This is a genomic window from Cupriavidus sp. 10L43_2 (genome assembly GCF_056395265.1).
Genome location: NZ_JBFTJE010000006.1, coordinates 315,590 through 341,375 on the forward strand (window position 1 = coordinate 315,590; position 25,786 = coordinate 341,375).

Genomic DNA, 25,786 nt, shown 5'->3' on the forward strand with positions numbered 1-25,786 from the left:
AGTCACACGTGGAAAAAGAGGAACGTCATCACCAGGAACAGCGGCAGCAGCACGGCGCCGGACCATGCCATGTAGCCGAAGAAACTCGGCATGCGCACGCCGCGGCTTTCGGCAATGGCCTTCACCATCAGGTTGGGGGCATTGCCGATATAGGTATTGGCGCCCATGAACACCGCGCCGGCCGAGATGGCGGCGAGCGTCGAGGCGTCGCGCGTCATCAGGGTGGCGGGGTCGCCGCCGGCGGTGTTGAAGAACACCAGGTAGGTCGGCGCGTTGTCCAGGAACGAGGACAGGATACCGGTCGCCCAGAAGTACATGCTGTCGATGGGCTGGCCGGAGGAATCGCTAACCGCGTGGATCACCGCCGCGAACGCGCCGTCGGTGCCGGCCTTGAGCATCGCGATGACCGGGATGATCGTCAGGAAGATGCCCGCGAACAGCTTGCCCACTTCGAGGATCGGCTCCCAGTTGAACTCGTTGCCGCTGCGCGCGCTATGCGGCGTGGCGACCAGCGACACGATGGTAATCCCCACCAACAGCACATCACGGATCAGCGCCGGCAGCGTGACCTCGGTGCCCATCACGTCGAATACGATGCCCGGCTTCCACAGCCCGCTCATCAGCACCAGTGCCAGCACGCCCACCAGCAGCAGGAAGTTGATCTTGCCGTCGATCTGAAGGCGCGTGGAATCCGGCGTGGGGTCCTGCGCCCGCGGCAGTTCCTCTTCCTTGTTCAGGAAGTAGTGGCGGTCGACCACATAGAACAGCGCCAGCAGCGCCACGCACAGGAACACCGTCTCGGGGAAGATGTTGCGCAGCGTCCATGTGAACTCGACGCCCTTCAGGAAGCCCAGGAACAGCGGCGGATCCCCGAGCGGCGTCAGCGAACCGCCCGCGTTGGCCACCAGGAAGATGAAGAACACCACGACGTGTGCCACATGGCGGCGGTTGTCGTTGGCGCGCAGCAGCGGCCGGATCAGCAGCATGGCCGCACCGGTGGTGCCCATCAGGCTGGCCAGCACGGTCCCGAGCGCGAGGATGCCGGTGTTCAGCCGGGGCGTGCCGTGCAGGTTGCCACGCACGCAGATGCCGCCGGCCACCACATACAGCGACCCCAGCAGCACGATGAACGGGATGTACTCGCCTAGCAGCGCGTGCACCGTGTTGGCCACGGCGGCATGGACGCCGAACTGCATGGCGAACGGCACCAGGAACAGCGCGCCCCAGGCCGCGGCCACCTTGCCGTAATGGTGGTGCCAGAAGTGCGGGGCCAGCAGCGGGAACAGCGCGATGGACAGCAGAACGCCGGCGAACGGCACGCCCCAGAGCGGCGACAGCGTGGCGCCATCGATCTCGGCGGCACCGGCCATGGACGGAAACAGGGCGATGACCGCAAGCATCGCGGTGGGCCACGGTGCCAGGGCACGTCGTGCGCGTCGCATCATCGGGCAGGTTCTCCTTGTCTCGAAAGCGGCCAGTGTAAAGCAAACCCCTTTGAGACTGGTCTGAAAATGCTGCTGGAATTACCCGGAATGTGACGCCCGGCGGCCCTCGGATTGGACCTGCGCTGTCCCTCAGTCCTGGTCGACGAGGATCACGTGCACGCGGTACGGGCCATGGGCGCCGAGGACGATGGTCTGCTCGATGTCGCCCGTGCGTGACGGGCCGCTGATGACATTGGTGGCGCGCGGCAGCTGGCCATGCTCGGCACGCATGCGCGCGAAGGCTTCCTCGAGGTTCGCCACGATGCGCGAAATCGGCACCACGGCGATATGGGTCTCGGGCAGCAGCGCGGCCGAGGCGAAGGTCTGCGGCCCCGACAGCAGCATCAGCGAGCCGGTCTCGGCAATCGCCACGAAGCAGCCGGTGATGCCGACGAGGTCGCCATGATCATGATCGACCTGCGGATCGCGCGCCGGCGGCCGGCATGCCACGTCCAGCCCCTGCGCCTGCCACGGCAGGTCGCCCAGGCTGTCCCACGCCACGGCGCGGCGCACGAGGCCCAGGCCATCCAGATAGCGCGAGACGGCGCCCGGCACGTCGGCCAGCGTGGCCACGCGCTCCACGGTGGACGCCATCTTCTGCGCCTGCAGGCTGAACGCCTCGATGCGATCGGCGGCGATGTCCGGCTGTGGGCCCTGCGGATGGCGTGCGAGATAGTCGTCCACGGCCTCGCGCTCGCCGGTGGTCACCTTCGCCCCCCTGCCCTGGGCGGCGCGGATGCGGGCGAAGATGCGGTCACGGGCGGCGTTGGTTTCCATGGCGTAAGGGGTTGGTTCCTGGGGCTGGCCGATTATAGAAGGCCGCGCCGGCACGCGGGCGCCGCCGGGCGTGAATGTTGTTAAGCCGGGGGCTGAATCGCGAACACCTGGCGCAGGTAGGCCAGGTAGCCGGGGTCGTCGCACATGGTCTTCTCGGGCGTGTCCGAGAGCTTCGCCACGGGCTGGCCGTTGCATCGCACCATCTTGATGACGATCTGGAGCGGCGTGTAGCCGAGGTCGTTGGTCAGGTTGGTGCCCACGCCGAACGCCAGCTTGCAGCGGCCGCGGAAGCGCTCGTACAGCTCGATGACCTTGGGGATGTTGAGCGCATCGCTGAAGATCAGCGTCTTGCTGCGCGGATCGACGCGGTGGTAGGCGTAATGCGCGAGCATGCGCTCGCCCCACTCGAGCGGATCGCCCGAATCGTGCCGCACGCCATCGAACAGTTTGCAGAAGAAGAGATCGAAATCGCGCAGGAAGGCATCGAATCCATAGGTATCGGACAAGGCGATGCCCAGGTCGCCGCGATACTCCTGCGCCCAGTGGTCGAGCGCGTAGACCTGCGAGTCGCGCAGGCGCGGGCCGAGCGCCTGGCAGGCCTGCAGGTACTCGTGGGCCATGGTGCCGAGCGGGGTCATATTGTGCAGCCGCGCGAAGTGGACGTTGCTGGTACCGGCGAGCTGCGCGCCAAGGACGCCGCGCGAGGTCAGCAGCACCTCTTCCTGCCAGCCGCCCGAGAAACGCCGGCGGGTGCCGTAGTCCGCAATCACGCAGTCGGCGTACGGTGCCGCCTTCAGCAGCGCGAGCTTGGTCTCCAGGCGCCGACGACCCTCGGCCAGATCCGGCTCCGGTTGGGTACGGCGGAAATAGACCTCGTTGACGATGGCCAGCAACGGCACCTCGAACAGGATCGTGTGCAGCCACGGGCCGCGGATCGTGATGTCGATTTCGCCGCCGCCCTTCTCGGACGCCGTGATCGCGACGTGCTTTTCGCTCAGGTGGAACAGGGCCAGGAAATCGACGAAATCGCTCTTGATGAAGCGCATGCTGCGCAGGTAGTCGAGCTCTTCCTCGGTGAAGCGGAGCTGGCAGAGGCTGGCCACTTCGGCGCGAATTTCGTCGATATACGGGGTCAGGTCGACGCCCGCGTTGCGGCATTTGAACCGGTACTCGACCTGGGCCTGCGGGAAGCGGTGCAGCACCACCTGCATCATCGTGAACTTGTACAGGTCGGTGTCTAGCAGGGAGCGGATGATCATAGCGTGGCGCAAACGGCATGCCGGGGACGAGGTCCACATGCTAACCGAAACTGGCCGAATGGCCAGGGAAGGCCCCGGGATGGACTAGCTGCCATCGAGCCAGCGCAGGCCCGGCTGCGTGCCCGTCGACACCCCCGGCTGCGCGCCCGACTGCAGGCACCAGAGCGGCGCGCCGCCGCCATCGGCGCAGGTGACCAGCGTGGCCCGCGCGCGGGTGACCGCGGAGGGCAGCGGATCGGCAAAATTGCCCAATGGCACCATGATCCGCTCCTGATAGACCTGCTGGCCGGCCCGGTCGAACCGCAGCACCTGCACCTGCGTGCCCGGCGGCGGATGCAATTCCGGCCCGCACGGCACCAGGCCCTCGCGGCTGCAGTTGGCCATGCTGTCGCCGGCCGGGGCCCGCACCACGCTGAAACTGTCCCAGTCGAAGGCGGTCAGCGCGGCCAGCGCCACGGGCTGGTCGGTGCGCGCCCGCCATGCCACGAGCCGCGAGACAACGCTGTCGGCCATATTCCCGCCGCCTCCGCCCATCGGCTGCGCGCCGGCGGCCGGCGCCAGCGAAATGGCGATCAGCAGGCAGGTCAGGCGGTACGAAATCGGCATGGCGCGTCCCGAAAATCGAGCTAGAAGGCGAAAAAATGACCCGAAAGCCCCCGGGCCACACAGGGGAATACTAGTCCGTTGCGGGCCTTTCGTGGCGCAACAGGCGGTTGCGAGGCCGATTCTGGGCCATTTTTGGCCGGTTCGCGCCCAAAAGCACATAAAGAAATAAGAAAACTATCTGACCCGGCTATATAGACTCGCTATCCTTGCGGGAAGGCTCGGATACAATATCGGTCTTTGAAAGGCCACGGCCCCCGTGCGCCCCGACTTCCACCGATTGACATGCGCGTGCGCGCGTGTCCGGCGGCCGGGCGCGGCGGCATCACAAGTGGCCTGAACTGTTTCCCATCGAAGACCGATCCGCTTTTTGGAACCGAAATGACTCACGTTGTCACCGAATCCTGCATCCGTTGCCGCTACACCGACTGCGTTGATGTGTGTCCGGTCGATTGTTTCCGCGAAGGCCCGAACTTCCTGGCCATCGACCCTGACGAATGCATCGACTGCGCCGTGTGTGTGGCCGAGTGCCCGGTCAACGCGATCTATGCCGAGGAAGACGTCCCCGGCGATCAGCAGAATTTCATCGATCTGAACGCCGAACTGGCCCGTTCGTGGCCGTCCATCACCAAGACCAAGGCCCCGCTGGCCGAGGCCGAGGAATGGAAGGACGCCACCGACAAGCTGCAATACCTGCAGCGCTGAGCCCGGCAACACCACAACAAGAAAGCCGCCCCACGCGCTTTCCGCAATACCGGGCACAGCGTGCCCACAAACGTATCAGGACGAATATGGACTTGAGCATTCCAAATCCCGTGGCCGACGCGACCCAGCAGGCCGGCGGCAATCCCGGCGGCCAGCCGCTGGAAATCGACGCGCTGATCGTTGGCGCCGGCCCCGTTGGCCTGTTCCAGGTCTTCGAACTGGGTCTGCTCGAAATCAAGGCGCACGTGATCGACTCGCTCAAGGTAGTGGGCGGCCAGTGCGTGGAGCTGTACCCGGACAAGCCCATCTATGACATCCCGGCCGTGCCCATCTGTACGGGCCAGGAGCTGACCGACAACCTGCTCAAGCAGATCGAGCCGTTCGAGCCCACGTTCCACCTGGGCCAGGAAGTCGCCGTCGTGGAGCGCCGCGAGGAYGGCCGTTTCTTCGTCGAGACCTCGACCGGCACGCGCTTCATCACCAAGACCATCTTCATCGCCGCCGGCGTGGGTTCGTTCCAGCCGCGTACCGTGAAGGTGGAAGGCATCGACAAGTTCGACGGCAAGCAGTTGTTCTACCGCGTGAAGGATCCGAGCCGCTTCCACGGCCGGAACCTGGTCATCGTGGGCGGCGGCGATTCCGCGCTGGACTGGACGCTGGACCTGGTTGGCAAGGCTGAATCGGTGGTGATGATCCACCGCCGCGACGGCTTCCGCGCCGCGCCGGCATCGGTCGCCAAGATGAAGGAACTGTGCGAACAGATGGAGATGCAATTCCTGGTGGGCCAGATCAGCGGCTACGAGGAACGCGACGGCCTGATGACCGAAATCAAGGTCACGGGTGCCGATGGCGTCACCCGCCGCCTGCCGCTGGACGACCTGCTGGTGTTCTTCGGCCTGTCGCCGAAGCTCGGCCCGATCGCCGAGTGGGGCCTCGAGCTCGAGCGCAAGCAGATCAAGGTGGATACCGAGAAGTTCCAGACGAACATCCCGGGCATCTTCGCCGTGGGCGACATCAACACTTACCCGGGCAAGAAGAAGCTGATTCTGTCGGGCTTCCACGAGTGCGCGCTGGCCGCGTTCGGCGCCGCCCCGTACATCTTCCCCGAGAAGAAGATCCACATGCAGTACACGACGACTTCGCCGAAGCTGCACAAGATCCTCGGCGTGGAATCGCCGGTGTTCGACTAAGCTTGTCGAGTGCCGATGCAGAAAGACCGCCCTCGGGCGGTTTTTTTGTTTGCACAAATCAAAAAGCTCGCTATAATGCGGCCTCGCTGTCGAACACGACACGCAGCAATCGGCGGAAACGCCCGCTGCAGGCCGGTTTCGAGGCGAACCAGAGTTTTTGCAGCAGCTTTCGATGGATAATAAAACGTTGAAAAGTTGTTGACGAAACGAAGAGAGGCTGGTTATAATTTCCTTCTCAGCTGTTCCCCGATAGCTCAGTTGGTAGAGCGCCGGACTGTTAATCCGTAGGTCCCTGGTTCGAGCCCAGGTCGGGGAGCCAAGAAATACAGAAGCCAGCAGGTTAGCGCCTGCTGGCTTTTTTGTTTTCTGCTTGCCCTTCGCAGCACCCTCCCCTCTCAGTAGTTTCCCAAACCCCGGACCCGCACGACCTCGGTGCCGCTGAAGCGCCTGGCGACGAGTTCATCGATCGCGCGCGCCTGGGCCTCCGGCGCGAGACTGCTGTCCGCGCGTATCGCATCCCGCTCTGCCTGATAGCTCACCAGACGTTGCTTCCAGTGGGCCTGCTGCTGGTCGAGCGCGCGGAATCGCTCGGCGGCCTCGGGGCCGAAGCGCTCGGTTCGCAGGCGGTCGATCGCCTCCTGGCTGGCACCGCTTGCGCGCAGTGACTCGGTGTCCTGCGCCAGCTGCGAAATCTTGCGCGTTTGTGCCAAAGGCCGGGACAGCGACTCGGGTAACTGCTGCGCCAGCGCATCGAGGCGCTGCTTGCGCTCATCCGGGCTCAGCGTGTCATCCGCCAGGACCCGGCGCTGCTCGACGGTATAGCGATCCAGCGATTCCTGCTCGGCGAAGAAGCCCTCGGCCATCACTTGACCCAGATGCTGACGGCGCAACAAGGCGAGGGTCTGATAGACGCGTTCAAGATCGCCGGGCGATTGCGACGGTAGTTGCACGTGGGACGCCGCCTCGAGATAGGTCATATAGCGATCGAACGCCGCCATGACTTCGTCTCGCGCGGTTGCTGGCGTGGCCTGCTCCAGCAGCCACGTCCGGAGGCTCTCCCGCACGCCAGACAGCCGCGCGGGATCCCCCTCGGCCATGCCGATCATGTGGTGAAACAGGTTCTTGAGCTTGCGATTGAAGATCAGACTGCCGTTGCGATCGAGGTCGACCCCACCGTCGACTGCCACGCCCCGCAGGTGGGACGGAATCGGCAAGGAAGCAGCCGTCGCGTCATCGTCCGATGCCACCTGCCCCATCGCTGGGGGCACGGCGGCATCCGTCGTCGCAACGGGTGTGGCGGGCGGCGATGCCGGGTCGCCTGGCAGCGACCGGATCGCCACCACGGCCACCACCGCAACGACGGCCCCAGTCATAGCGCGCGTACGGATGCCCATACCGATTACAGCCCTGCTTGCTGCAGCCGGTTGGCGTGCTGGCGATAGATGGTGATCGGATTGGTCTCGAACACRTTGCTCAGCCCTGACAACTGGTTGATCTCGTCGAGGTGGTTGAGGTGATAGGCCTTGATGAACTGGCCGAGGTGCATGCTGCAGGTCGGGATCGCGCCGTCACTCGTCTCGGTGTTCGCCGCGTTGAGGGCGATCAGTGCGGCGTCGCTGGCATCCGCGCCGTTGGTCACCACGCGGTCCCCACCCCACGAGTAGTAGCGCACCCCGTTGGCGACGGGCGCGCCGGTGCCGCAGTATGTGCTGGGAAGCCCACCCGGGAACTGGGCGTTGAGCGCGCTCATGCCGGGCGTCGACAGGGAGGCCAGCGCCGCTGCCGAACTCTGTGGCTGGCCGCCACCCGACAGCAGGTCGATCAAGGTGCCGACAGCCGTCGTGACGCTGTTCACCACGGACTGGCTGAAATTGCCGAGGCCATTGGCGGCGTCGGCGAACGGCACCCCCCAGTTCGGCGCGCCGACCGCCGTGACCGACGCCACCAGATCGGGGCGCACGCCGGCCACATAGCGGGAGGTCGGCCCGCCATGGCTGTGGCCGATCAGGTTGACCTTCTCGGCGCCCGTCGCGGCCAGGATCTGCTGGATCTGCTCGAGCGCCTGCTCGCCGCGCGTCTCGGTGCTGTTGACCGCCGACACCTGCAAGACATACACGTCGGCGCCATCGGCCTCCAGCGCCAGCGGAATGCCGTAGAAGTAGCTGTAGAAGCCGGCGAGGCTGTCCCAGCCGCCCCAGCCGTGGATCAGGACAATCGGATACTTGGTCGTGGTGTAGCCGGCATGTGCCGGGCTGGACACCGTGAACAGGCACCCGAGTATGCCCAGCGCGCATGCGCTCTGACGCAGCAACTTGCGAATCATGGCCCTTCTCCTCGTCTTGTTGTGGTTAGCGAGAATCCATGAAAGCACAGCGGCAGCCTTCGCCTGCCCCCTCGCGGCGGGTGGACTGGAGGTGGCCGGGGCCCCTCCATCGGCGCCATCCATCCCACCTTCGCACGTCCTATCGGGCACTTTTCCACGAATTTTTCGCGGATATGCGGCCCGTGCGCGCCTTGATCTTGACTCCGGGCTCGTATACCTGTAAAAGCTTACCGGCGTATCATTTGCGCAATATCCAAGGAAACAGGTATCTCGCCAAGTTTTTTACTACGTAGGAAAATTTGGCCCTTCACCCCTGACACTGGCAGTCCGGACCCCGGTCCAAGCTTGCAGGTTCGACGGGGGCGCACCTCGGCATTCGCCGCAGCGTGCAATACCACCGTCGCAGAAGGCTCCGGAGCCCCACAGCGACGACGTTTCCCCCTCGTATGAACCCGCCGCCCCGCGGCATTCCCTCAAAGGACTGAGTTGACTAAGATCGTTCTGAAGCCGGGTGAACCCGTTGAAGTTGCAATGCGTCGTTTCCGTCGCGCCATTCTGCAGACTGGCCTGATCGTGGAACTGAAGAGCCGTACCGCCTACGAAAAGCCGACGACCGAGCGCAAGCGCAAGAAGAAGGCTGCCGAGTCGCGTCTGCGTAAGCGTCTGCGCATGCAAATGCTGCCGAAGAAGCTCTACTGATTCGCGCATTGCATAAAAAACCGCCAGCATGCTGGCGGTTTTTTTTCGTCCCAATTCACCCCATCAAGTGCGCGTGGCGATCAGCGCGCCGGCCCCGATCAGGGTGATGCCGCCGGCACGTTGCACATTGGCCTGCGCACGGCGCGTGGTCAGTCGGGTGGCCAGCGAGCGTGCGAGCAGGGCGTAGATCATGGCGTTGGCGCTGGCCAGCACCACGAAGGTCGGGATCAGCACCCCAGCCTGCGGCCAGAACGCCTGATGCGCGTCCAGGAACTGCGGCACGAATGCCACGAAGAACACGATGCTCTTCGGGTTCAGCGCCGTCACCAGCCACGCCTTGGCGAAACGCTGCCCCGCGCTGCCTGCCTGCGCCGGCACGTCGAGCGCGCTGGCACGGCTGGCCGAGCGCAACGCCTGCACACCCAGATAGACCAGATAGGCCGCCCCGGCCCACTTCAGCGCCGTGAACAGCGTGGCCGAAGCCGCCAGCACCGCGCCCAGTCCGGCCATCGACAGCGTGAAAGCCGTCAGATCCCCCGCCGCTACCCCGGCCACCGTGGCAAACGCGCTGCGGCCTCGGTGGGCGAGTGCATCGCCAATCACAAGCAAGATCGTCGGCCCCGGAATAACCAGCAGCACCAGGCTCGTCAGCGCGAACGCCAGCCAGTGTTCAAACGTCATGATGTTCTCCTTGTTGTTGTTGGATCTGGGTCGCGCCCCGCTCAGACCGGCAGCGGAAATACCAGGCACGTGGTGGTGGCGTAGGCGTAGAGCTTGCCCTGCGCGTCCGTGAGCCGCCCTTCGGCAATGCCGATCTGGTTGGTCAGGCTCACGACGTTGCCCTCCGCGCGCACAGGGCCGGTGCTACTGGTCAGCGGGCGCACGTAGTTCACCTTGAGTTCCAGCGTCGTATAGCCCTTCCCGGCCGGCAACATGCTGTGTACGGCACATCCCACGCAGGAATCGAGCAGCGTGGCCGCGTAGCCGCCATGCACGGTGCCGAGCGGATTGTAGTGCTCCGGCCCCGGCGTGCCCTGGAACACCACGCGGCCCGCCTCGAACGCCACCGGCACAAAGCCGACCAGATTGCCGATGGGGATGCCCGGCAGCTTGCCAGACAGGATATCGTCGAAAAACTCCGCCCCGGAGCGCGCGCGCAGCTGGTCGCGCGTAATCAGCCCCACCGGTGCCAGTTGTGCCCGAACACGCTCCTCGTCGGCCTGCCACTGGGCCAGCACTTCTTCCACACTCATCTTGTCTCCCCTGTCATCGCGGAGGATTGGCCCCGCACTCCGGAACGATACCCGCAAACCGGCATAATGGCGGGATCGCATTCACCGGGCCTTCGCCTTGACTGCTGCTACCCCTCCCATCCTGCAGATGCGCAACGTGCGCAAGCTGTATGGCGACACGGTCGTCGTCGACAACCTCGACCTCGAAGTCCAGCGCGGCCAGTGTTTCGGCCTGCTCGGCCCCAATGGCGCCGGCAAGACCACCACGCTGCGCATGCTGCTGGGCCTCACCACGCCGGCCTCCGGCACGCTCATGCTGTGCGGGGAGCCGATTCCGCAGCGGGCGCCACAGGCGCGCATGCGCGTGGGCGTGGTGCCGCAGTTCGACAACCTCGACCCGGATTTTTCCGTGATCGAGAACCTGCGCATCTTCGGGCGCTATTTCGGCCTGTCATCCGCCGAGATTGCACGGCGCGTGCCGATGCTGCTGGAGTTCGCGCGGCTGGAGAACCGGGCCGACGCGCAGGTACGCGACCTCTCCGGCGGCATGCGCCGCCGCCTGACCGTGGCGCGGGCACTGATCAACGATCCGGACCTGCTGGTCATGGATGAGCCCACCACCGGCCTGGACCCGCAGGCGCGCCACCTGATCTGGGAGCGATTGAAGTCGCTGATCGCGGCGGGCAAGACCATCCTGCTGACCACGCACTTCATGGAAGAGGCCGAGCGCCTTTGCAATCACCTTTGCGTGATCGACGGTGGCCGCAAGATTGCCGAAGGCAAGCCCCACGAACTGATCGACCGGGAAATCGGCTGCGATGTGGTGGAGGTCTACGGCGACGAACTGGAGCCGCTGCGCCAACGCGTGACGCCGCTAGCCGAACGGACGGAGATGCGGGGCGAGACGCTGTTCTGCTACGTGCGCGAACCGGGCCCACTGCTGGCCGCGCTGCACGGGAATGGCAGCGTGCGCTACCTGCACCGGCCGGCCAACCTTGAGGACGTGTTCCTCAAGCTGACCGGCCGCGACATGAGAGACTGAAATGAGCGAACAGGACCCCCGCACGCCCGACGTGGCGGCCACCGTGCCACGCCCCGCGCCGCCACCCCGCCAGCACTATCCCCAACCGCTGCTGCCACGCAATGCGCGCAACTGGATGATGGTCTGGTATCGCAACTACATGGTGTGGAAGAAGCTCGCCATTCCGTCGATGATCGGCAACCTGGCCGACCCGATGATCTACCTGTTCGGCCTCGGCCTGGGGCTGGGCCTGCTGGTCGGGGAGGTGCACGGGGTGTCGTATATCGCCTTCCTGGCGGCGGGCACCACGGCGTCAAGCGTGATGATGTCGGCGAGCTTCGAGTCGATGTATTCCGCGTTCTCCCGCATGCACGTGCAGCGCACGTGGGAGGCCATCATGCATGCCCCGCTGACGTTGGGCGACGTGGTACTGGGCGAGATCCTCTGGGCGGCGAGCAAGGCCGTGCTGTCCGGCGTGGCGATCATGCTGGTGGCGGGCGCGCTCGGCTACGCGCAGTTCCCGGGCGCGCTGGCGGCGCTGCCGGTGATCGTGCTGGCGGGCATCGCCTTCGCGAGTCTGGCGATGATCGTCACGGCACTGGCGCCGAGCTACGACTTCTTCATGTTCTACCAGACGCTGGTGATGACGCCGATGCTGCTGCTCTCGGGCGTGTTCTTCCCGTTGGAGCAATTGCCGGCCGGCGCCCAGGCCGCGACGCAGGTCTTGCCACTGGCCCACGCGGTGGCGCTGATTCGCCCCCTGATGCTGGGTCGTGCGGTGGAACATGGGGGATTGCACCTGGCCGTGCTGGCGGTGTACGCCGTGGCCGCGCTGCTGGTGGCGCTGGTGCTGCTGCGGCGCAGGATGCTGCGCTGAGGGGTACGCCCTCTCCCGGCACCGGGAGAGGGGTTAAAACGATACGACTTACTGGCCGAGCCCGCGCAGCAGGTCGGCCTTCAGGTCGACCACCGATTCCAGTCCCACGGACAGGCGGATCAGCCCTTCGGTGATGCCCGCCGCCGCCTTCGCTTCCGGCGCCACGCGGCCGTGCGTGGTGGTGTACGGATGCGTGATGGTCGTGCGCGTGTCGCCGAGGTTGCCCGTGATCGAGCACACCTTCGTGCTGTCGATCACGCGCCAGGCATTGGCGCGCTGCTGCTCGGGCGTGGCGCCCTTCAGCTCGAACGAGACGATCGCCCCGCCGCCGCTCTGCTGGCGCATGGCGATGTCGTACTGCGGGTGGGACTTCAGCGCCGGGTGGTACACCTTGGCCACGGCCGGGTGCGACTCCAGGAACTCGGCCACCGCCAACGCGCTCTGCGAATGCCGCTCCATGCGGATGGCCAGCGTCTCCATGCCCTTGAGCATCACCCACGCATTGAACGCGGACAGCGTCGGGCCGGCCGTGCGCACGAACGGGAAGAGCTTGCCCATGATGTAGTCGTGCTTGCCGACCACCGCGCCGCCCAGCACCCGCCCCTGGCCGTCGATGTGCTTGGTGGCCGAGTGCACCACCACGTCCGCGCCGAACTTGATCGGCTGCTGCAGCGCCGGCGAGCAGAAGCAGTTGTCTACCACGAACAGCGCGCCCGCATTGTGGGCGATGTCGGCAATCGCCGCGATGTCCGAGACCTCGGTCAGCGGATTCGACGGCGTTTCCAGGAAGAACAGCTTCGTATTCGGGCGCACGGCGGCGCGCCACGCGGACAGGTCGCCCGTGTCCACGTAGGTCGTCTCCACGCCGAACTTGGCCAGGATCGTGTTGAACAGCGTCATGGTCGAGCCGAAGATCGACCGCGAGCTGACCAGATGGTCACCCGATTGCAGCGACGCCAGCGCCACGGAGAGGATCGCGCTCATGCCCGATGCCGTGGCCATGCACGCCTCGCCGCCCTCCAGCGCCGCCAGCCGCGACTGGAACATCGACACCGTGGGGTTGGTGAAGCGCGAGTACGTGTAGCCCTCTTCCGAGTTGGCAAACCGCTCGGCCGCCTCTGCGGCGCTGTGGAAGCAGAAGCTCGAGGTCAGGTACATCGCCTCGGAGTGCTCCATGAACTCGCTGCTGCGCAGCGTGCCGGCGCGCACGCCGAGGGTATCGATGCCGAGGGACTCTGGTTGGAACGGTTCGCTCATGCTGCTGGCTGTCTTCTGATCGGATTAATCGTGGTTGCCCGAGCGCTGCAGATGCAGTTGCGAGCGCTCCGTGTCGGCATTGGTGCCGTCGCGGTCAGCCTGGCTGCGCGCCGTCTCCAGGCGCACCAGGTATTCCTCGTCGATATCGCCGGTGATGTAGCGGCCATCGAAGCACGAGGCGTCGAAGTCGCGCAGCGCCGGATTGATGTCGCGCACGGCCTGCTTCATCGCTTCCACGTCCTGGTACACGAGCTTGTCGGCGCCGATCATCTGCGCCACTTCCTCGTCGGTGCGGCCGTGGGCCACCAGTTCGCTGCGCGTGGGCATGTCGATGCCGTACACGTTCGGGTACTTCACCGGCGGCGCGGCCGAGGCGAAGATCACCTTGTTGGCGCCGGCGTCGCGGGCCATCTGGACGATTTCGAGCGAGGTGGTGCCGCGCACGATGGAATCGTCGACGATCAGCACGTTCTTGCCCTTGAACTCCACGCCCATGGCGTTGAGCTTCTGGCGTACCGACTTCTTGCGCACGGCCTGGCCCGGCATGATGAAGGTGCGGCCCACGTAGCGGTTCTTGAAGAAGCCCTCGCGGTAATCCACGCCGAGCGAGTTGGCCACCTGCATGGCGGCCGGGCGGCTCGAGTCGGGAATCGGCATGACCACGTCGATGTCGCCGGAGGACACTTCGCGGCGGATCTTCTCGGCCAGGTAGTCACCCATGCGCAGGCGCGCGTCGTAGACGGGCACGCCATCGATGCACGAATCCGGGCGGGCCAGGTACACGTACTCGAAGATACAGGGCGTCAGCACCGGGTTCTCGGCGCACTGCTTGCTGTAGAACTTGCCGTCCATGTCGATGAAGATGGCCTCACCGGGCGCCACGTCGCGCTCCATGCGATAACCCATGCCTTCCAGCGCCACGGATTCCGACGCGATCAGGTATTCCTTGCCCGTCGGGGTGTCGACGCTGCCGATGCAGAGCGGGCGGATGCCGAACGGGTCGCGCACAGCCAGCAGGCCGTAGCCGGCGATCTGGGCGGTAATCGCATAGGCACCCTTCACGCGGCGATGCATGCCGGAGACGGCCTTGAAGATCGCCTCGGGGTCCAGGGACAGGCCGTCGCTGCCGCGCTGGAGTTCGTCGGCCAGCACGTTCAGCAGCACTTCGGTGTCCGAATGCGTGTTGATGTGGCGACGGTCGCGGCGGAACATCTCCTCGCGCAGCTGTTCCGAGTTGGTCAGGTTGCCGTTGTGGGCCAGGATGATGCCGTACGGCGCGCTCACGTAGAACGGCTGGGCTTCTTCCTCGCTCGAGGCGGAGCCGGCCGTCGGGTAGCGCACCTGGCCGATGCCGGACGTGCCCGGCAGGCCGCGCATGTTGCGGGTGCGGAACACATCGCGCACGAGGCCGTTGGCCTTGTGCATGTGGAAGGTGCTGCCGTTGGCCGTGGCGATGCCAGCTGCATCCTGTCCGCGGTGTTGCAACAGCAGCAGGCTGTCATAGATCAATTGGTTGACAGGGCTGGTGGAAACCACGCCGACGATACCGCACATGCCGCACTCCCAGGAAAGGCAACTTTGATTCAGGGGCGCGGTCCCGGCTGCAATCCGGTAGGAGGCGTCGGGACCCGCGTTGACTTCAGGTCTTTACATACTTGGCCAGGTCCGGCGGCAGCCATTGCCGCAACTCGTCCATGGCCTGCATCACATAGGGGCGCGACACCGCGTCGCGCCAGAATTGTTCTTCCGGCAGCTTGGTGAGCCCGGCCAGCACCACGACCAGCATCACGATCAGCACGCCGCGCGCGAGGCCGAATACCAGCCCCAGGCCGCGATCCGCGGGCTTCAGGCCCGTGGTTTCCAGCAACTGGCCGAGGATGGCGCCGGCCAGTGCCGACACGATCCAGGTACCCAGAAACACTGCGAGGAAGCCCAGTGCACTGCGCGTGAGCTGCCCGCCGGGCAGCGTTTCCGGCATCCACTGGGCTGCCATCGCGCCGAAGTGGTAGGCCAGCAGGAAGGCCACCACCCAGCCCACCAGGGCCAGCACCTCGCGGACCAGCCCGCGCAGGATGCCGATCAGGCCCGAGGCCACGAGGATGAAGGCAACGCCGTAATCGAAAAAAGTAAAAGCCATGCGTCTGGCGCTTGTTCCTGGCAGATGACCCGTCAGATGGGGGCGATTTACAGTTCCACCACCTTGGAGGTCAGGCCCACGGCCTTGACCTTCTTGTCGGCCGCATCGGCGGCGTCACGATCGGTGAACGGGCCGGCGCGCAGCAGGATCCGCTCGCCGTCGGCAAGCGTCTTTTTCTCCACATAGGCCGGCACCTTGCTCGCCTTGAGCTTGGCCAGCCAGTTCTTCGCACGCTCTTCGGACGAGAACGCGCCAATCAGGATCATGAACTTGCCGCTGCCGGTGGCCTTGTCAGCCGGCTTGTCGGCGGGCTTGGTCTCGGCGACCTTGGTATCGGGCCTGGCTTCTGGCTTGGCCGCGGCTGGCGCGCTGACGAGTTCCTCGCCGGCGTCCAGCGCGGCGTCATTGCGCGTGGCGGACGGCGTGGGTGGCAGCGGATCGGCCTTGCGCGCCTCCACCTTCGGTTTCTGCGTAGCGCCCTGCCCGTTGGCTACCTTGACCGCCACGTCCTCCGATACCGGACGGGGCTTGTGTTCGAAGACGATAGGCAGCACGATGACCGCCGCCACAAGCAGTACCACGGCGCCAATCAGGCGGCGCCGCGCGCGTTGCTTCTGCGGGAAGTCGGGGTCGAGGGTGTCGTCGGCGTATTCCTCGTTCAACCGGCGCGACGCGCCGACGCCAGCGCCCACATCCGCGCGCGTACGACGACCGCGCTCCGGTGCCGGATCAGAGCCCTTGCGGGACGAGAACAGCGAAAGCAGGCCCATGGATGCCGATGCCTAGAGAGTGATTCGGTGCGATGTCATTCCGGCGGCGATCAATTCGCCTGCGTGGCGCGATACGCGAGCACGCCGGCCACCGTATAGAACGACCCGAAGACCAGGATTCTATCATTCTCGGTCGCTCTCTCGATGGCATCGCGATACGCCAATTCCGGACTGGAGAAGCACGCGGCCGTATTGTCCGGGCCCTCGCGGAAGCCGCCTGCCTCAAGCTGCTCGCGCAGGTCCGCCGCGCTGGCGGCGCGGTCGGTAGGCAGGTCGCAGAAGCACCAGTGGTCCACCTTGTCCGCCACGTGGCTTAGTACGCCGGCAATGTCCTTGTCTGCCATCGCCCCGAACACCGCGTAGGTGTAGCGAAAGAAGCCCATGTTCTCGAGGTTCTGACCCAGCGTGGCGGCTGCATGTGGATTGTGCGCCACATCGAGAATCACCGCCGGACGGCCCGGCATCACCTGGAACCGGCCCGGCAATTCGACGAAGGCGAGCCCGTTACGCACCTCCTGCGCGCTCACCGGCAGGCGCGGACGCATGGCCTGCAGCGCCGCGAGCGCCGCCGAGGCGTTCAGCAGTTGGTTGGCGCCGCGCAGCGCCGGGTAGCCCAGGCCGTTCAGCTTGCGGTCCGGACCAATCCAGTCCCATTGCTGCCGTTCCTGCCCCTTGGCCGCCTGATGGTGGAAATCGCGGCCCACGAGCCACAATTCCGCGCCGATGGCTTCCGCATGGTCGATCAGCGATTTCGGCGGCATCGGGTCGCCGCAGATCGCCGGCACGTTCGGGCGGAAGATGCCCGCCTTCTCGAAGCCGATTTTCTCGCGCGTGTCGCCGAGGTACTGGGTATGGTCGATGTCCACGCTGGTGATGACCGCGCAGTCCGTATCGATCACATTCACCGCGTCCAGCCGTCCGCCGAGGCCCACTTCGAGGATGATGGCGTCGAGCCCGGCCGCCGCGAAGGCGTGGATGATGGCCAGCGTGGTGAATTCGAAATAGGTCAGGCTGACCGGATCGGCAAAGCTCGTGCGGGCGCGCTCGACGGCTTCGAAGTGCGGCAGCAGCTGCGCGTCCGTGGCCATCTCCCCGTTGATGCGCGCGCGCTCGTTGAACGTGATCAGGTGCGGCGAGGTATGCATGCCGACCTTGTAGCCGGCCTCGAGCAGGATGCACTCGAGCATCGCGCACGTCGAACCCTTGCCGTTGGTGCCGCCCACGGTGAAGACCACCGCGTCGATGCGCAGGCCCAGCGCTTCCTTGACGCGCGTGATGCGGGTCAGGCCCATGTCGATGCCCACGGGGTGGGCGCTTTCCAGATGGGTCAGCCAGTCGGGGAGATTGTGGAAGATGGGCATGGGAAAACCAGATTCAAAACTGGAAAAACAAAATGGCGCGGGTGGGGGCACYCGCGCCATTGTCCTGCATTCACACGAATCGCGTCAGGCTACCGCGTCCGCCGGTTGCTTCTGCAGCAGCGCCAGCAGTTGCGCCAGCTCGGCGCGCAGCTTGCGACGGTCGACGATCATGTCGATCGCGCCCTTCTGCAGCAGGAACTCGGCACGCTGGAAGCCTTCCGGCAGCTTCTCGCGCACGGTCTGCTCGATCACGCGCGGGCCGGCAAAGCCGATCAGCGCCTTGGGTTCGGCAATCACCACGTCGCCCAGGAAGGCGAAGCTGGCCGAGACGCCGCCCATGGTCGGGTCCGTCAGCACGCTGATGAACGGCAGCTTGGCGTTGGCCAGCTGGTTCAGCATGGCCGTGGTCTTGGCCATCTGCATCAGCGACAGCAGGCTTTCCTGCATGCGCGCGCCGCCCGTGGCGGTAATGCAGATAAACGGCACCTTCTGCTCGAGCGCCGCCTGCGCGCCGCGCGCGAAGCGCTCGCCCACCACGGAGCCCATCGAACCGCCCATGAACTCGAACTCGAAGCAGCTCACCACCACCGGAATGGTGTGGATGGCACCGCCGATGACGACCATCGCATCGGTCTCGCCAGTCTCTTCCATGGCGGCCTTGATGCGGTCCGGGTACTTCTTGGTGTCCTTGAACTTCAGCGCGTCCACCGGCACGATTTCCTGGCCGATTTCATAGCGGCCTTCGGCGTCCAGCAGCGCGTCCAGCCGCTCGCGCGAGCGGATGCGCATATGGTGGTCGCACTTCGGGCAGACGTGCAGATTGGCCTCGACGTCGGTCCGGTACAGCGTGGACTCGCACGCCGGGCACTTGACCCACAGCCCTTCCGGAATGCCCTTGCGGGTGGAGGGGTCGGTCTGTTGAATCTTGGGAGGCAGGAGTTTATCCAACCAGCTCATGAAAGCTCCTTACGGATAGCCGCCGCCCGCGCGCCAGCCTGCATGCGCAGGCGCTGACGGTGAGACGGCAGGGAATCAGGCCGCGAATTTACCATGCCGGGCCGGTCTGGCCGAAGCAAATCGCATCGATTGTGATACATCGATCACAATCAAGCCATGTCGATGTCGGCATGGCGTCACGTTTTGCCGTGGCTCAGGCGTCCAGGGCCCGGCGGATTTCGGCGATGAAGTCGCGCAGCGCGGTCACTGCCTGGTCGCGCGGGGCGTCTTCCAGCAGTTGCACCAGACGGCTGCCGATCACCACGGCGTCCGCCACGCTGCCGATGGCGCGCGCGGTCTGGGCATCGCGGATGCCGAAGCCCACGCCCACCGGCAGGTTGGCGTGGCGCTTGATCAGTGGCAGGCGGCTCGCCACGCTTTCCAGGTCGATCGTGGCCGAGCCGGTCACGCCCTTCAGCGACACGTAATAAAGATAGCCGCTGGCGACCTTCGCCACCGCCTCGATGCGCGCATCGGTGGAGGTCGGGGCGAGCAGGAAGATGGGATCCATCTCATTGGCGCGCATCAGGGCGGCAAACGCCTCGCACTCCTCGGGCGGATAGTCGACCACGAGCACGCCGTCCACGCCAGCCGCGCGGGCGGCCTTGGCGAAGGCCTCGTCGCCCATCCGCTCGATCGGGTTGGCGTAGCCCATCAGCACGACGGGCGTGCTGGCGTCGGTTTTTCGGAATTCTGCAACCCAGGCGAGCACCTGCGTCAGCGTCACGCCCTGCGCGAGCGCCCGCTCGGATGCGCGCTGGATCACCGGGCCGTCGGCCATCGGGTCCGAGAACGGCACGCCGAGTTCGATCACATCGGCGCCACCGGCCACCAACGCGTGCATCAGGTCCACGGTCAGGCCGGGCGCCGGATCGCCGGCGGTGATGAACGGAATCAGGCCCTTCTTCTGCTGCGCGGCCAAGGCCGCGAAAGTCTTCTGGATGCGGGACATGTCAGGAATTAGATAAGGCGTTGGACGGCGGCATCGGCTTCCGCGGCATCGTCATTGGCGGCGGGTACTGCGGGTTGAACCGGATCCGGCACGGCGGGCGTGACCAGCGGGATCGCCGCCTCCACCCGCTGGCGCACCAGTTGCGCGTACTCAGGATTCATCTCATAGCCGACGAAGCGCCGGCCATGGCGTACGCAGGCCACGGCGGTGGTGCCGCTGCCCGTGAACGGATCGAGCACGAGCCCGCCCGGCGGGCAGCTCGCCAGCACCATCCGCTCCACGATCTCGAGCGGCTTCTGGGTCGGATGGTCGGCGCGCTCGGGGTCCTGGCGATGGATGCGGGACACGCTCCACAGGTCCTTCGGGTTGTATCCCACCTCGAGCCACTTCTTGCCCTCGAAGCGCGGCCGGCTGCGCGCCTTCTTGGTCTCGGCGTCGTACGGAATCCGTACCGGGTCGAGGTCGAAGTAGTAGTCGCGCTGGCGGGCGAAGAAGCCGATGTTGTCATGCACCGACGAATACTTGCGCGTGGTGCCTCCCATGCTCGGCACGCGGCGGTCCCAGATGATCTCGTTGATCATGGTCAACCGTTGCTTGAGCATCACGAACAGCTCGGGCGAGTACTGCCACGTGCAGAACAGGTAGAGCGAGCCGCGCGGCGCGATTTTCGGCACGATGGCGTCCATCCACCGCTCGGACCATTCCAGGTAGGCCTGGCCCGAGAGGCGGTCGGAATCGTTGCCGTAGTCCTTGCCCAGCCCATAGGGCGGGTCAGCCACGACGAGATCGATGGAGCCGTCGGGGATCTTGGAGATCCCTTCCAGCACGTCTTCCTGATAGAGCCGCAACGCGGAGGAGTCCAGCAGGTCGGATTCGGGAGGCAGCACTTGCATCAGAGCTTCAGCCCCGCACGTTCGGCCACGGTGTGCATGTCCTTGTCGCCCCGTCCGGAGAGGTTCACCAGCAGTAGCTTGTCCTTCGGCAGCGTCGGCGCCAGCTTGCAGGCGTAGGCGATGGCATGGCTCGACTCCAGCGCCGGGATGATGCCCTCGATGCGGCAGCAGTCATGGAAGGCCTTGAGCGCCTCGTCGTCGGTAATCGGCACGTACTGCGCGCGGCCGATGTCCTTGAGCCACGCGTGCTCGGGACCCACGCCCGGGTAGTCCAGGCCGGCCGAGACCGAATGGGTCTCGATGATCTGGCCGTTGGCGTCCTGCAGCAGGTAGGTGCGGTTGCCGTGCAGCACGCCCGGCGAGCCGCCGGTCAGCGACGCCGCGTGGCGGCCCGTCTCCAGGCCGTCGCCGGCGGCTTCCACGCCGATCAGCTGCACATCGGGATAGTCGATATACGGATAGAAGATGCCCATCGCATTGGAGCCACCTCCCACGCACGCGATGACCGCGTCTGGCTGGCGGCCGGCCAGCTCGGGCATCTGCACCTTGGCTTCCTCGCCGATCACGCACTGGAAGTCACGCACCATCATCGGGTACGGGTGCGGGCCCGCCACGGTACCGATGATGTAGAACGTGGATTCCACGTTGGTCACCCAGTCGCGCATCGCTTCATTGAGCGCGTCCTTGAGCGTGCGCGAGCCGGACTCCACGGGCACGACGGTGGCACCGAGCAGCTTCATGCGGTAGACGTTGGCGGCCTGACGCTGCACGTCCTCGGCCCCCATGTAGACCACGCATTCCATGCCGAAGCGCGCGGCGATCGTCGCCGTGGCCACGCCGTGCATGCCGGCGCCGGTTTCGGCAATCACGCGCTTCTTGCCCATCTTGCGGGCCAGAATCGCCTGACCAATCACATTGTTGATCTTGTGCGCGCCGGTGTGGTTCAGGTCTTCGCGCTTGAGGAAGATCTGGGCCCCGCCGAGCGTCTCGCTCCAGCGCTGCGCATGGTAGATCGGCGACGGGCGGCCGACGAAGTGCTTCAGCTCGCGCCGGTATTCGGCGTCGAACGCGGGATCGTTCTGGGATTGCGCATAGGCTTCGCGCAGCTCGTCCAGCGCGTGAACCAGCGTTTCGGAAACGAAGGTGCCGCCATAGGGGCCGAAATGGCCACGGGAATCGGGCAAGTCGTACATGTCCAGGCTCTCAGGATGGCGCACCGGCCCGGTTCGGGCAGGGGCGCTGAAATTCGGGGATGCGGCCGGCAGGCGGCGGGAACGGGTCCGGGAGGCCCCGGGTCACCCTGCTTCCGCCATGCGCACGGCACGCACGAACGCGGCAATGCGGGCGTGGTCCTTCACGCCCTTCGACGCCTCCACGCCGCTGCTCACATCCACGGCGTAGGGGCGTACGCGCTCAATCGCGCCAGCGACGTTTTGCGCGTTCAACCCACCACTCAAAACGATGCGAGGAGCGCCGTTTGCGTTCGGGCTGCCCTTGGGGGGCACGGAGGGTGCCGGCTGCGAGGTGGAAACCAGCGCCGGATCGGTCGGAAGCCATTGGCCGGGAATCAGGGTCCAGTCGAAGACGTGGCCGCCACCGCCATAGCCTTCCACGAAGGCATCGAGCAACAGGCCGGCGGCGTCACGGTATTGATCGGCGAATTCTACCAAATCGAGCCCCGGACGAACACGGGCCGCACGCATGAAAGGCAGCCGGCAGCGCCGGGCGATCTCCGCGCACTGTTCGGGGGTCTCGTCACCGTGGAACTGAAGTAGCGTCAACGGCACTCGCTCCGCCACGTGGGCCACTTCCTCGGCATCGGCATTGACGAACAGGCCAACCACCGAGACGAACGGCGCGACTCGCTCGGCCAGTGCCGCCGCGCGCGCCACGTCCACATAGCGCGGGCTGCCGGCGTAGCAGACCAGGCCGATGGCGTCGGCGCCGGCATCCACGGCGGCGCGTACGTCGTCCTCGCGGGTCAGGCCGCAGATCTTGACGCGGGTGCGGCCGGGCATCTGGCTGAAATCAGGCGCCGTCATCGGTAAAGACTCCGTGGAAGAAGCTCGCGGACGGGTCCGCGGCGGGCAGCCGGTACGGCTCAGGATACTTCACGCCGGCCAGGTAGAGGCCATCGGGCATGAAGGTGGGCGCAGCCAGGCGGCGGTCGCGGCCGGCCAGCACTTCGGCCATCCAGCTCACCGGATAGCGGCCCCGCCCTACCGCTACGAGGGAACCCATCAGGTTGCGCACCATGTGGTGCAGGAAGGCGCTGGCGCGGAAGCGCAGGAAGACCCAGTTGCCGTCGGCCTTCAGGGTCACGTCGTACATCGTCTTGATGGGCGACTTGGCCTGGCATTCGGCGGCGCGGAAGGCCGAGAAATCGTGCTCGCCCAGCAGGCAGCTCGCGGCGGCGCGCATGGCATCCACGTCGAGCTGCTGGCCCGGCGGGAGCATCAGGTAGCCGGCGCGGCCATGCAGCATTGGCACGCGGTGCGGGCCGGTGTAGAGCGCGTAGTAATACTTGCGCTCGAACGCCAGGAAGCGCGCGTGGAAGCCCTCGTCCACCGGCTCGGCCCATTGCAGGGCGACCGACGGCGGCAGGAAGGCATTGATGCCGCGCACCCAGGAAAACTTGTCGCGCGAGAGTTCGGTATCGAGATGAATCACCTGCCCGAGCGCATGCACGCCGGCATCGGTACGCCCCGCCACCGTGGTCAGCAGGCGAGTCCCGGCAAAACGCTCGATGGCGTCTTCCAGATGGTCCTGCACGGTATTGCGGTGCGGTTGCGCCTGCCAGCCCGAGAAGGCCGACCCGTCGTACTGAAGCCCGATGGCGATGCGATTCATGGATCCCAAAAGAAAATGCGCCGGAAGGGACGCTTCCGGCGCATCGCTTCGGGCCGCAACGGCGTGGCGCCGTGCAAGCCCTCCATCATACCGGCCTTTGCAGGCCGTTTTCCGACGCGTGACCGCTACCGGTCAGGCCACCTCGCGCAGCAGCGTGCGCGCTTCGGCCTGGAGCGGGTCTTGCGACTGATCCACCACTTCCTGGAGTAGTTCGCGGGCCCCTTCCTTGTCGCCGATCTCGATGTAGGCACGCGCCAGGTCGAGCTTGATCTGCATGTCGCGGCCGCCGTCCATGCCGTTGGCGGACAGGGTGCTGGCGGACACGCCGTGGGTGGTGTCACCACCGCCCTCGGACGTCACGCGGCTCAGGTCGATCGGCTCGGCCAGACGGCCGTTCTGCAGCATCGTCGGCGCCGGGAGCGGCACCGAGTCGGCCAGCGGGTCGTTGCCCGCCGACTTGCCGGCGCTGCCGGGGTTCAGGTCGAGCGAGATGCCCGACATGTCGAACTCCAGCGGACGCGAACGCGTCGGGGTATCGAGCGCCGGCACCTCGGCCAGGTGGCGGCTTTCCAGGTCAGCCGGCATGTCGAGGCCGGTGTCGTGGCTTTCGTCGAGTACGTCATCCAGACGTGCCACCGGTTCCGCTTGGAATTCGTTACCGAATACCAGCGAGGCCGACTCCGGTGCCACGATGGGCTCCCCCGGCGCGGGCGCCGGGAAGGCGTCGAGCGGCAGCGCCAGATCCGCCATGGCGGGCTCGCGCGGCGGCTGCTCGAGGTTGTGCGCGGGGTCCTGCGTGCGCCATTGGTCCGCGACCGGCGTGGTGGTATCCACTTCGGCCGTGGCGTCCGGCGCTACCGACAAATACAAGGCATTGCTCGGGTCCAGCTTGCGACCCATTTCGGCGGCCTGCAGCCAGTCCGCGCCTTGCCCGCCCGTCTGGGCGAACATTTCTTCTGCAATCACTCGGAAACCTTCCACATCCTGGCGAGTGTTGTAAATCTCCAGCAGCTTCAGGCGAATGGCCTGACGCTCCGGGCTCTGTTGCAGCGCTTCGCGCAGGATTTCTTCGGCCTGCACGTCGCGCCCGTAGGCGATATACACCTCCGCCTCGGCGATCGGGTCCACCTCGGTAGCTTCCGGCGAGTTGTTGCCGATCCGGAAATCGGCGCCGAACACGCTGTGCTGCGAGGTATCCACGCTCTGGCCGCCGGCGGTGCCGAACAGCGAATGACCACCGGCCATCACCGTGCTTTCCTGCGACAGGATGCTGTCGCCGAAGCCGCCGTTGTCAGCGGTCTTCTGCTTCTGGCGGCGACGATAGACGGCATAGCCGCCCAGCAGCGCGACCAGCAGGCCGGCGCCCGGCAGCAGCATCGGGTTGCCCAGCAGTTCGTCCAGGAACGAGGGCTCCGGTACCGGTGCGGGCTGCACGCGCGGCGCGGGCTTCTTCACGGCCACAGGGGCGGAAGCGGCGGCGGCCGGGGCGGGTGCGGCGGCGTCTGCCTGCGGCGCCGAAGCGGCGGCCGTTGCAGCCACAGCGGCTGCGGCCGGCGCGGCGGCATCGGCTGCGGAGGCCGGTGCAGCTGCCGTGGCGGCCGGAGCCGGCGTCGGCGTGGCCGTGCTCGTCGCGGCAGTCGCCGTGTCAGCGGGCTTGGCCGGCTCGGCGGGCACCACGGTCGGCGCGGTGCTAGCCGCCGGCGTGGCCGGCGCAGCAGCCTGGGCCGGAGCCGCCTTGGCCTGGTTCAGCTTGGCGATCTCGGCATTCTTCAGCTCCATCAGGCGCTGCATGTCCGTGACGTTCTTCTCGAGCTGGGCCAGCTTCGACTCGGCGTCCTTCAGCTTGCGCTGCGAGGCCACTTCGGCTTCGGCCTGGGCTTGCGCCTTGGCCTGCGCGGCGCGGTCTGCCTTGCTCAGCTTCAGTTCGTCGCGCGGACCGGCGGCGGGCACCGTGGTGTCCTGCACGCGCGCCGTCACGTTGCCGGACTGCTCACGCCCCGAGCCCGCTTCCACGGACTTCGCGGCAGCGGCGGCGGCCAGACGGCTGCGGTAGCTGTCGAAGCCCTGCGTGCGCGCCACGACCTCGCGGCGAGCTTCGCGCGGGCTCACGGACTGCGCCTGCTGGGCGCTCGGCACCTTCAACACCGCGCCGGACTTGATCCGGTTGATGTTGCCGCCGATGAATGCATTCGGATTATTCCGATACAGCGCGAGCAGCATCTGCTCGAGCGACACGTCTTGGCCCTGCGCGGCATCGCCGGCAATGCTGGACAGCGTGTCGCCGCGCTGGATCGTGTATGGCTCGCCGGCGACAGCGCCGTCGGTCGATGCGGGGGCCGCCGGGGCGGCGGCGCGGCGCGGCTGGCGCGGGGCCGGAGCCGGGCGAGCGGCCTCCGACGA

General features: G+C 66.3%; 25 protein-coding genes and 1 tRNA gene. 6 read left to right on the forward strand and 20 right to left on the reverse strand.

The window, feature by feature from the left end; translation table 11 throughout:
• Positions 1-2 precede the first annotated feature (2 nt).
• The 4 genes from AC1DEL_RS11950 to AC1DEL_RS11965 all read right to left on the reverse strand — a co-directional run bounded on the left by AC1DEL_RS11950 (position 3) and on the right by AC1DEL_RS11965 (position 4,126).
• Positions 3-1,442: a sodium:proton antiporter gene (locus AC1DEL_RS11950; protein ID WP_092290851.1), complete on the reverse strand. Its 1,440-nt coding sequence runs from the start codon at positions 1,440-1,442 to the stop codon at positions 3-5.
• A gap of 132 nt (positions 1,443-1,574) precedes the next feature.
• Entirely contained in the window at positions 1,575-2,261 is a 687-nt protein-coding gene (locus AC1DEL_RS11955) for a LutC/YkgG family protein (RefSeq protein ID WP_092290077.1), read from the reverse strand.
• Between the two features lie 80 nt (positions 2,262-2,341).
• Positions 2,342-3,520: a nicotinate phosphoribosyltransferase gene (gene pncB / locus AC1DEL_RS11960; RefSeq protein ID WP_092290079.1), complete on the reverse strand. Its 1,179-nt coding sequence runs from the start codon at positions 3,518-3,520 to the stop codon at positions 2,342-2,344.
• 84 nt (positions 3,521-3,604) lie between these two features.
• Positions 3,605-4,126 (reverse strand): hypothetical protein, encoded by a 522-nt coding sequence (locus AC1DEL_RS11965; RefSeq protein ID WP_441590536.1) that lies wholly within the window; start codon positions 4,124-4,126, stop codon positions 3,605-3,607.
• Between the two features lie 378 nt (positions 4,127-4,504).
• Between AC1DEL_RS11965 and fdxA the strand changes: the two genes are divergently transcribed.
• The 3 genes from fdxA (at position 4,505) to AC1DEL_RS11980 (ending at position 6,337) form a co-directional block, all read left to right on the forward strand.
• Positions 4,505-4,828 (forward strand): ferredoxin FdxA, encoded by a 324-nt coding sequence (fdxA, locus tag AC1DEL_RS11970; protein WP_092290086.1) that lies wholly within the window; start codon positions 4,505-4,507, stop codon positions 4,826-4,828.
• A gap of 86 nt (positions 4,829-4,914) precedes the next feature.
• A complete protein-coding gene (locus AC1DEL_RS11975) occupies positions 4,915-6,018 on the forward strand; it encodes an NAD(P)/FAD-dependent oxidoreductase (protein WP_092290087.1) in 1,104 nt (367 codons plus the stop codon).
• 243 nt (positions 6,019-6,261) lie between these two features.
• Positions 6,262-6,337 (forward strand) — tRNA-Asn (locus AC1DEL_RS11980).
• A gap of 76 nt (positions 6,338-6,413) precedes the next feature.
• Here the strand turns inward: AC1DEL_RS11980 and AC1DEL_RS11985 are convergent.
• Both AC1DEL_RS11985 and AC1DEL_RS11990 read right to left on the reverse strand, forming a co-directional pair.
• Complete coding sequence (locus tag AC1DEL_RS11985) at positions 6,414-7,412, reverse strand: lipase secretion chaperone (protein ID WP_441590537.1); 999 nt, start codon at positions 7,410-7,412, stop codon at positions 6,414-6,416.
• 5 nt (positions 7,413-7,417) lie between these two features.
• Positions 7,418-8,341 (reverse strand): esterase/lipase family protein, encoded by a 924-nt coding sequence (locus AC1DEL_RS11990; RefSeq protein WP_477125780.1) that lies wholly within the window; start codon positions 8,339-8,341, stop codon positions 7,418-7,420.
• A gap of 486 nt (positions 8,342-8,827) precedes the next feature.
• Here AC1DEL_RS11990 and rpsU point away from each other — a divergent pair, with 486 nt between their 5' ends.
• Entirely contained in the window at positions 8,828-9,040 is a 213-nt protein-coding gene (gene rpsU / locus AC1DEL_RS11995) for a 30S ribosomal protein S21 (protein ID WP_029044331.1), read from the forward strand.
• A gap of 63 nt (positions 9,041-9,103) precedes the next feature.
• Here the strand turns inward: rpsU and AC1DEL_RS12000 are convergent, their stop codons facing one another.
• Entirely contained in the window at positions 9,104-9,721 is a 618-nt protein-coding gene (locus AC1DEL_RS12000; protein ID WP_477125781.1) for a LysE family translocator, read from the reverse strand.
• Positions 9,722-9,762: 41 nt separating this feature from the next.
• Positions 9,763-10,293 (reverse strand): PaaI family thioesterase, encoded by a 531-nt coding sequence (locus AC1DEL_RS12005; protein ID WP_092290095.1) that lies wholly within the window; start codon positions 10,291-10,293, stop codon positions 9,763-9,765.
• A gap of 97 nt (positions 10,294-10,390) precedes the next feature.
• On the opposite strand from AC1DEL_RS12005, the gene nodI reads away from it, so the two are divergent.
• Both nodI and AC1DEL_RS12015 read left to right on the forward strand, forming a co-directional pair.
• Positions 10,391-11,314, forward strand: a complete 924-nt coding sequence (nodI, locus tag AC1DEL_RS12010) for a nodulation factor ABC transporter ATP-binding protein NodI (protein ID WP_092290097.1) — start codon at positions 10,391-10,393, stop codon at positions 11,312-11,314.
• Between the two features lies 1 nt (position 11,315).
• Entirely contained in the window at positions 11,316-12,170 is an 855-nt protein-coding gene (locus tag AC1DEL_RS12015; protein WP_477104891.1) for an ABC transporter permease, read from the forward strand.
• Positions 12,171-12,218: 48 nt separating this feature from the next.
• On the opposite strand, the gene AC1DEL_RS12020 is transcribed toward AC1DEL_RS12015, so the two are convergent.
• From AC1DEL_RS12020 to AC1DEL_RS12075, 12 genes are all read right to left on the reverse strand, one after another.
• Positions 12,219-13,427, reverse strand: coding sequence for an O-succinylhomoserine sulfhydrylase (locus tag AC1DEL_RS12020; RefSeq protein ID WP_092290101.1), 1,209 nt, complete (start codon positions 13,425-13,427; stop codon positions 12,219-12,221).
• A gap of 24 nt (positions 13,428-13,451) precedes the next feature.
• Positions 13,452-14,981, reverse strand: coding sequence for an amidophosphoribosyltransferase (purF, locus tag AC1DEL_RS12025; RefSeq protein ID WP_092290103.1), 1,530 nt, complete (start codon positions 14,979-14,981; stop codon positions 13,452-13,454).
• Positions 14,982-15,066: 85 nt separating this feature from the next.
• Positions 15,067-15,564 (reverse strand): CvpA family protein, encoded by a 498-nt coding sequence (locus AC1DEL_RS12030; RefSeq protein WP_092290105.1) that lies wholly within the window; start codon positions 15,562-15,564, stop codon positions 15,067-15,069.
• A 47-nt stretch (positions 15,565-15,611) separates the two neighbouring features.
• Positions 15,612-16,334, reverse strand: a complete 723-nt coding sequence (locus AC1DEL_RS12035) for an SPOR domain-containing protein (protein ID WP_477125782.1) — start codon at positions 16,332-16,334, stop codon at positions 15,612-15,614.
• A gap of 50 nt (positions 16,335-16,384) precedes the next feature.
• Positions 16,385-17,695, reverse strand: a complete 1,311-nt coding sequence (gene folC / locus AC1DEL_RS12040; protein WP_092290109.1) for a bifunctional tetrahydrofolate synthase/dihydrofolate synthase — start codon at positions 17,693-17,695, stop codon at positions 16,385-16,387.
• 84 nt (positions 17,696-17,779) lie between these two features.
• A complete protein-coding gene (gene accD / locus AC1DEL_RS12045; protein ID WP_092290111.1) occupies positions 17,780-18,652 on the reverse strand; it encodes an acetyl-CoA carboxylase, carboxyltransferase subunit beta in 873 nt (290 codons plus the stop codon).
• Positions 18,653-18,845: 193 nt separating this feature from the next.
• On the reverse strand, positions 18,846-19,643 hold the full coding sequence (gene trpA, locus AC1DEL_RS12050) for a tryptophan synthase subunit alpha (protein ID WP_441644002.1): 798 nt from the start codon (positions 19,641-19,643) through the stop codon (positions 18,846-18,848).
• 8 nt (positions 19,644-19,651) lie between these two features.
• A complete protein-coding gene (locus tag AC1DEL_RS12055; RefSeq protein ID WP_092290121.1) occupies positions 19,652-20,536 on the reverse strand; it encodes a DNA-methyltransferase in 885 nt (294 codons plus the stop codon).
• Positions 20,536-21,729, reverse strand: a complete 1,194-nt coding sequence (gene trpB, locus AC1DEL_RS12060; RefSeq protein ID WP_092290124.1) for a tryptophan synthase subunit beta — start codon at positions 21,727-21,729, stop codon at positions 20,536-20,538. Before trpB ends, AC1DEL_RS12055 begins: the two co-directional genes overlap by 1 nt.
• Before the next feature lie 102 nt (positions 21,730-21,831).
• On the reverse strand, positions 21,832-22,578 hold the full coding sequence (locus AC1DEL_RS12065) for a phosphoribosylanthranilate isomerase (RefSeq protein ID WP_092290126.1): 747 nt from the start codon (positions 22,576-22,578) through the stop codon (positions 21,832-21,834).
• Positions 22,565-23,386: a tRNA pseudouridine(38-40) synthase TruA gene (gene truA / locus AC1DEL_RS12070; protein ID WP_477106492.1), complete on the reverse strand. Its 822-nt coding sequence runs from the start codon at positions 23,384-23,386 to the stop codon at positions 22,565-22,567. The genes AC1DEL_RS12065 and truA overlap by 14 nt, the downstream gene beginning before the upstream one ends.
• 132 nt (positions 23,387-23,518) lie before the next feature.
• Positions 23,519-25,786, reverse strand: a 2,268-nt coding sequence (locus tag AC1DEL_RS12075; protein WP_477125783.1) for a motility hub landmark protein FimV, incomplete at its 5' end; no start/stop codon positions are given.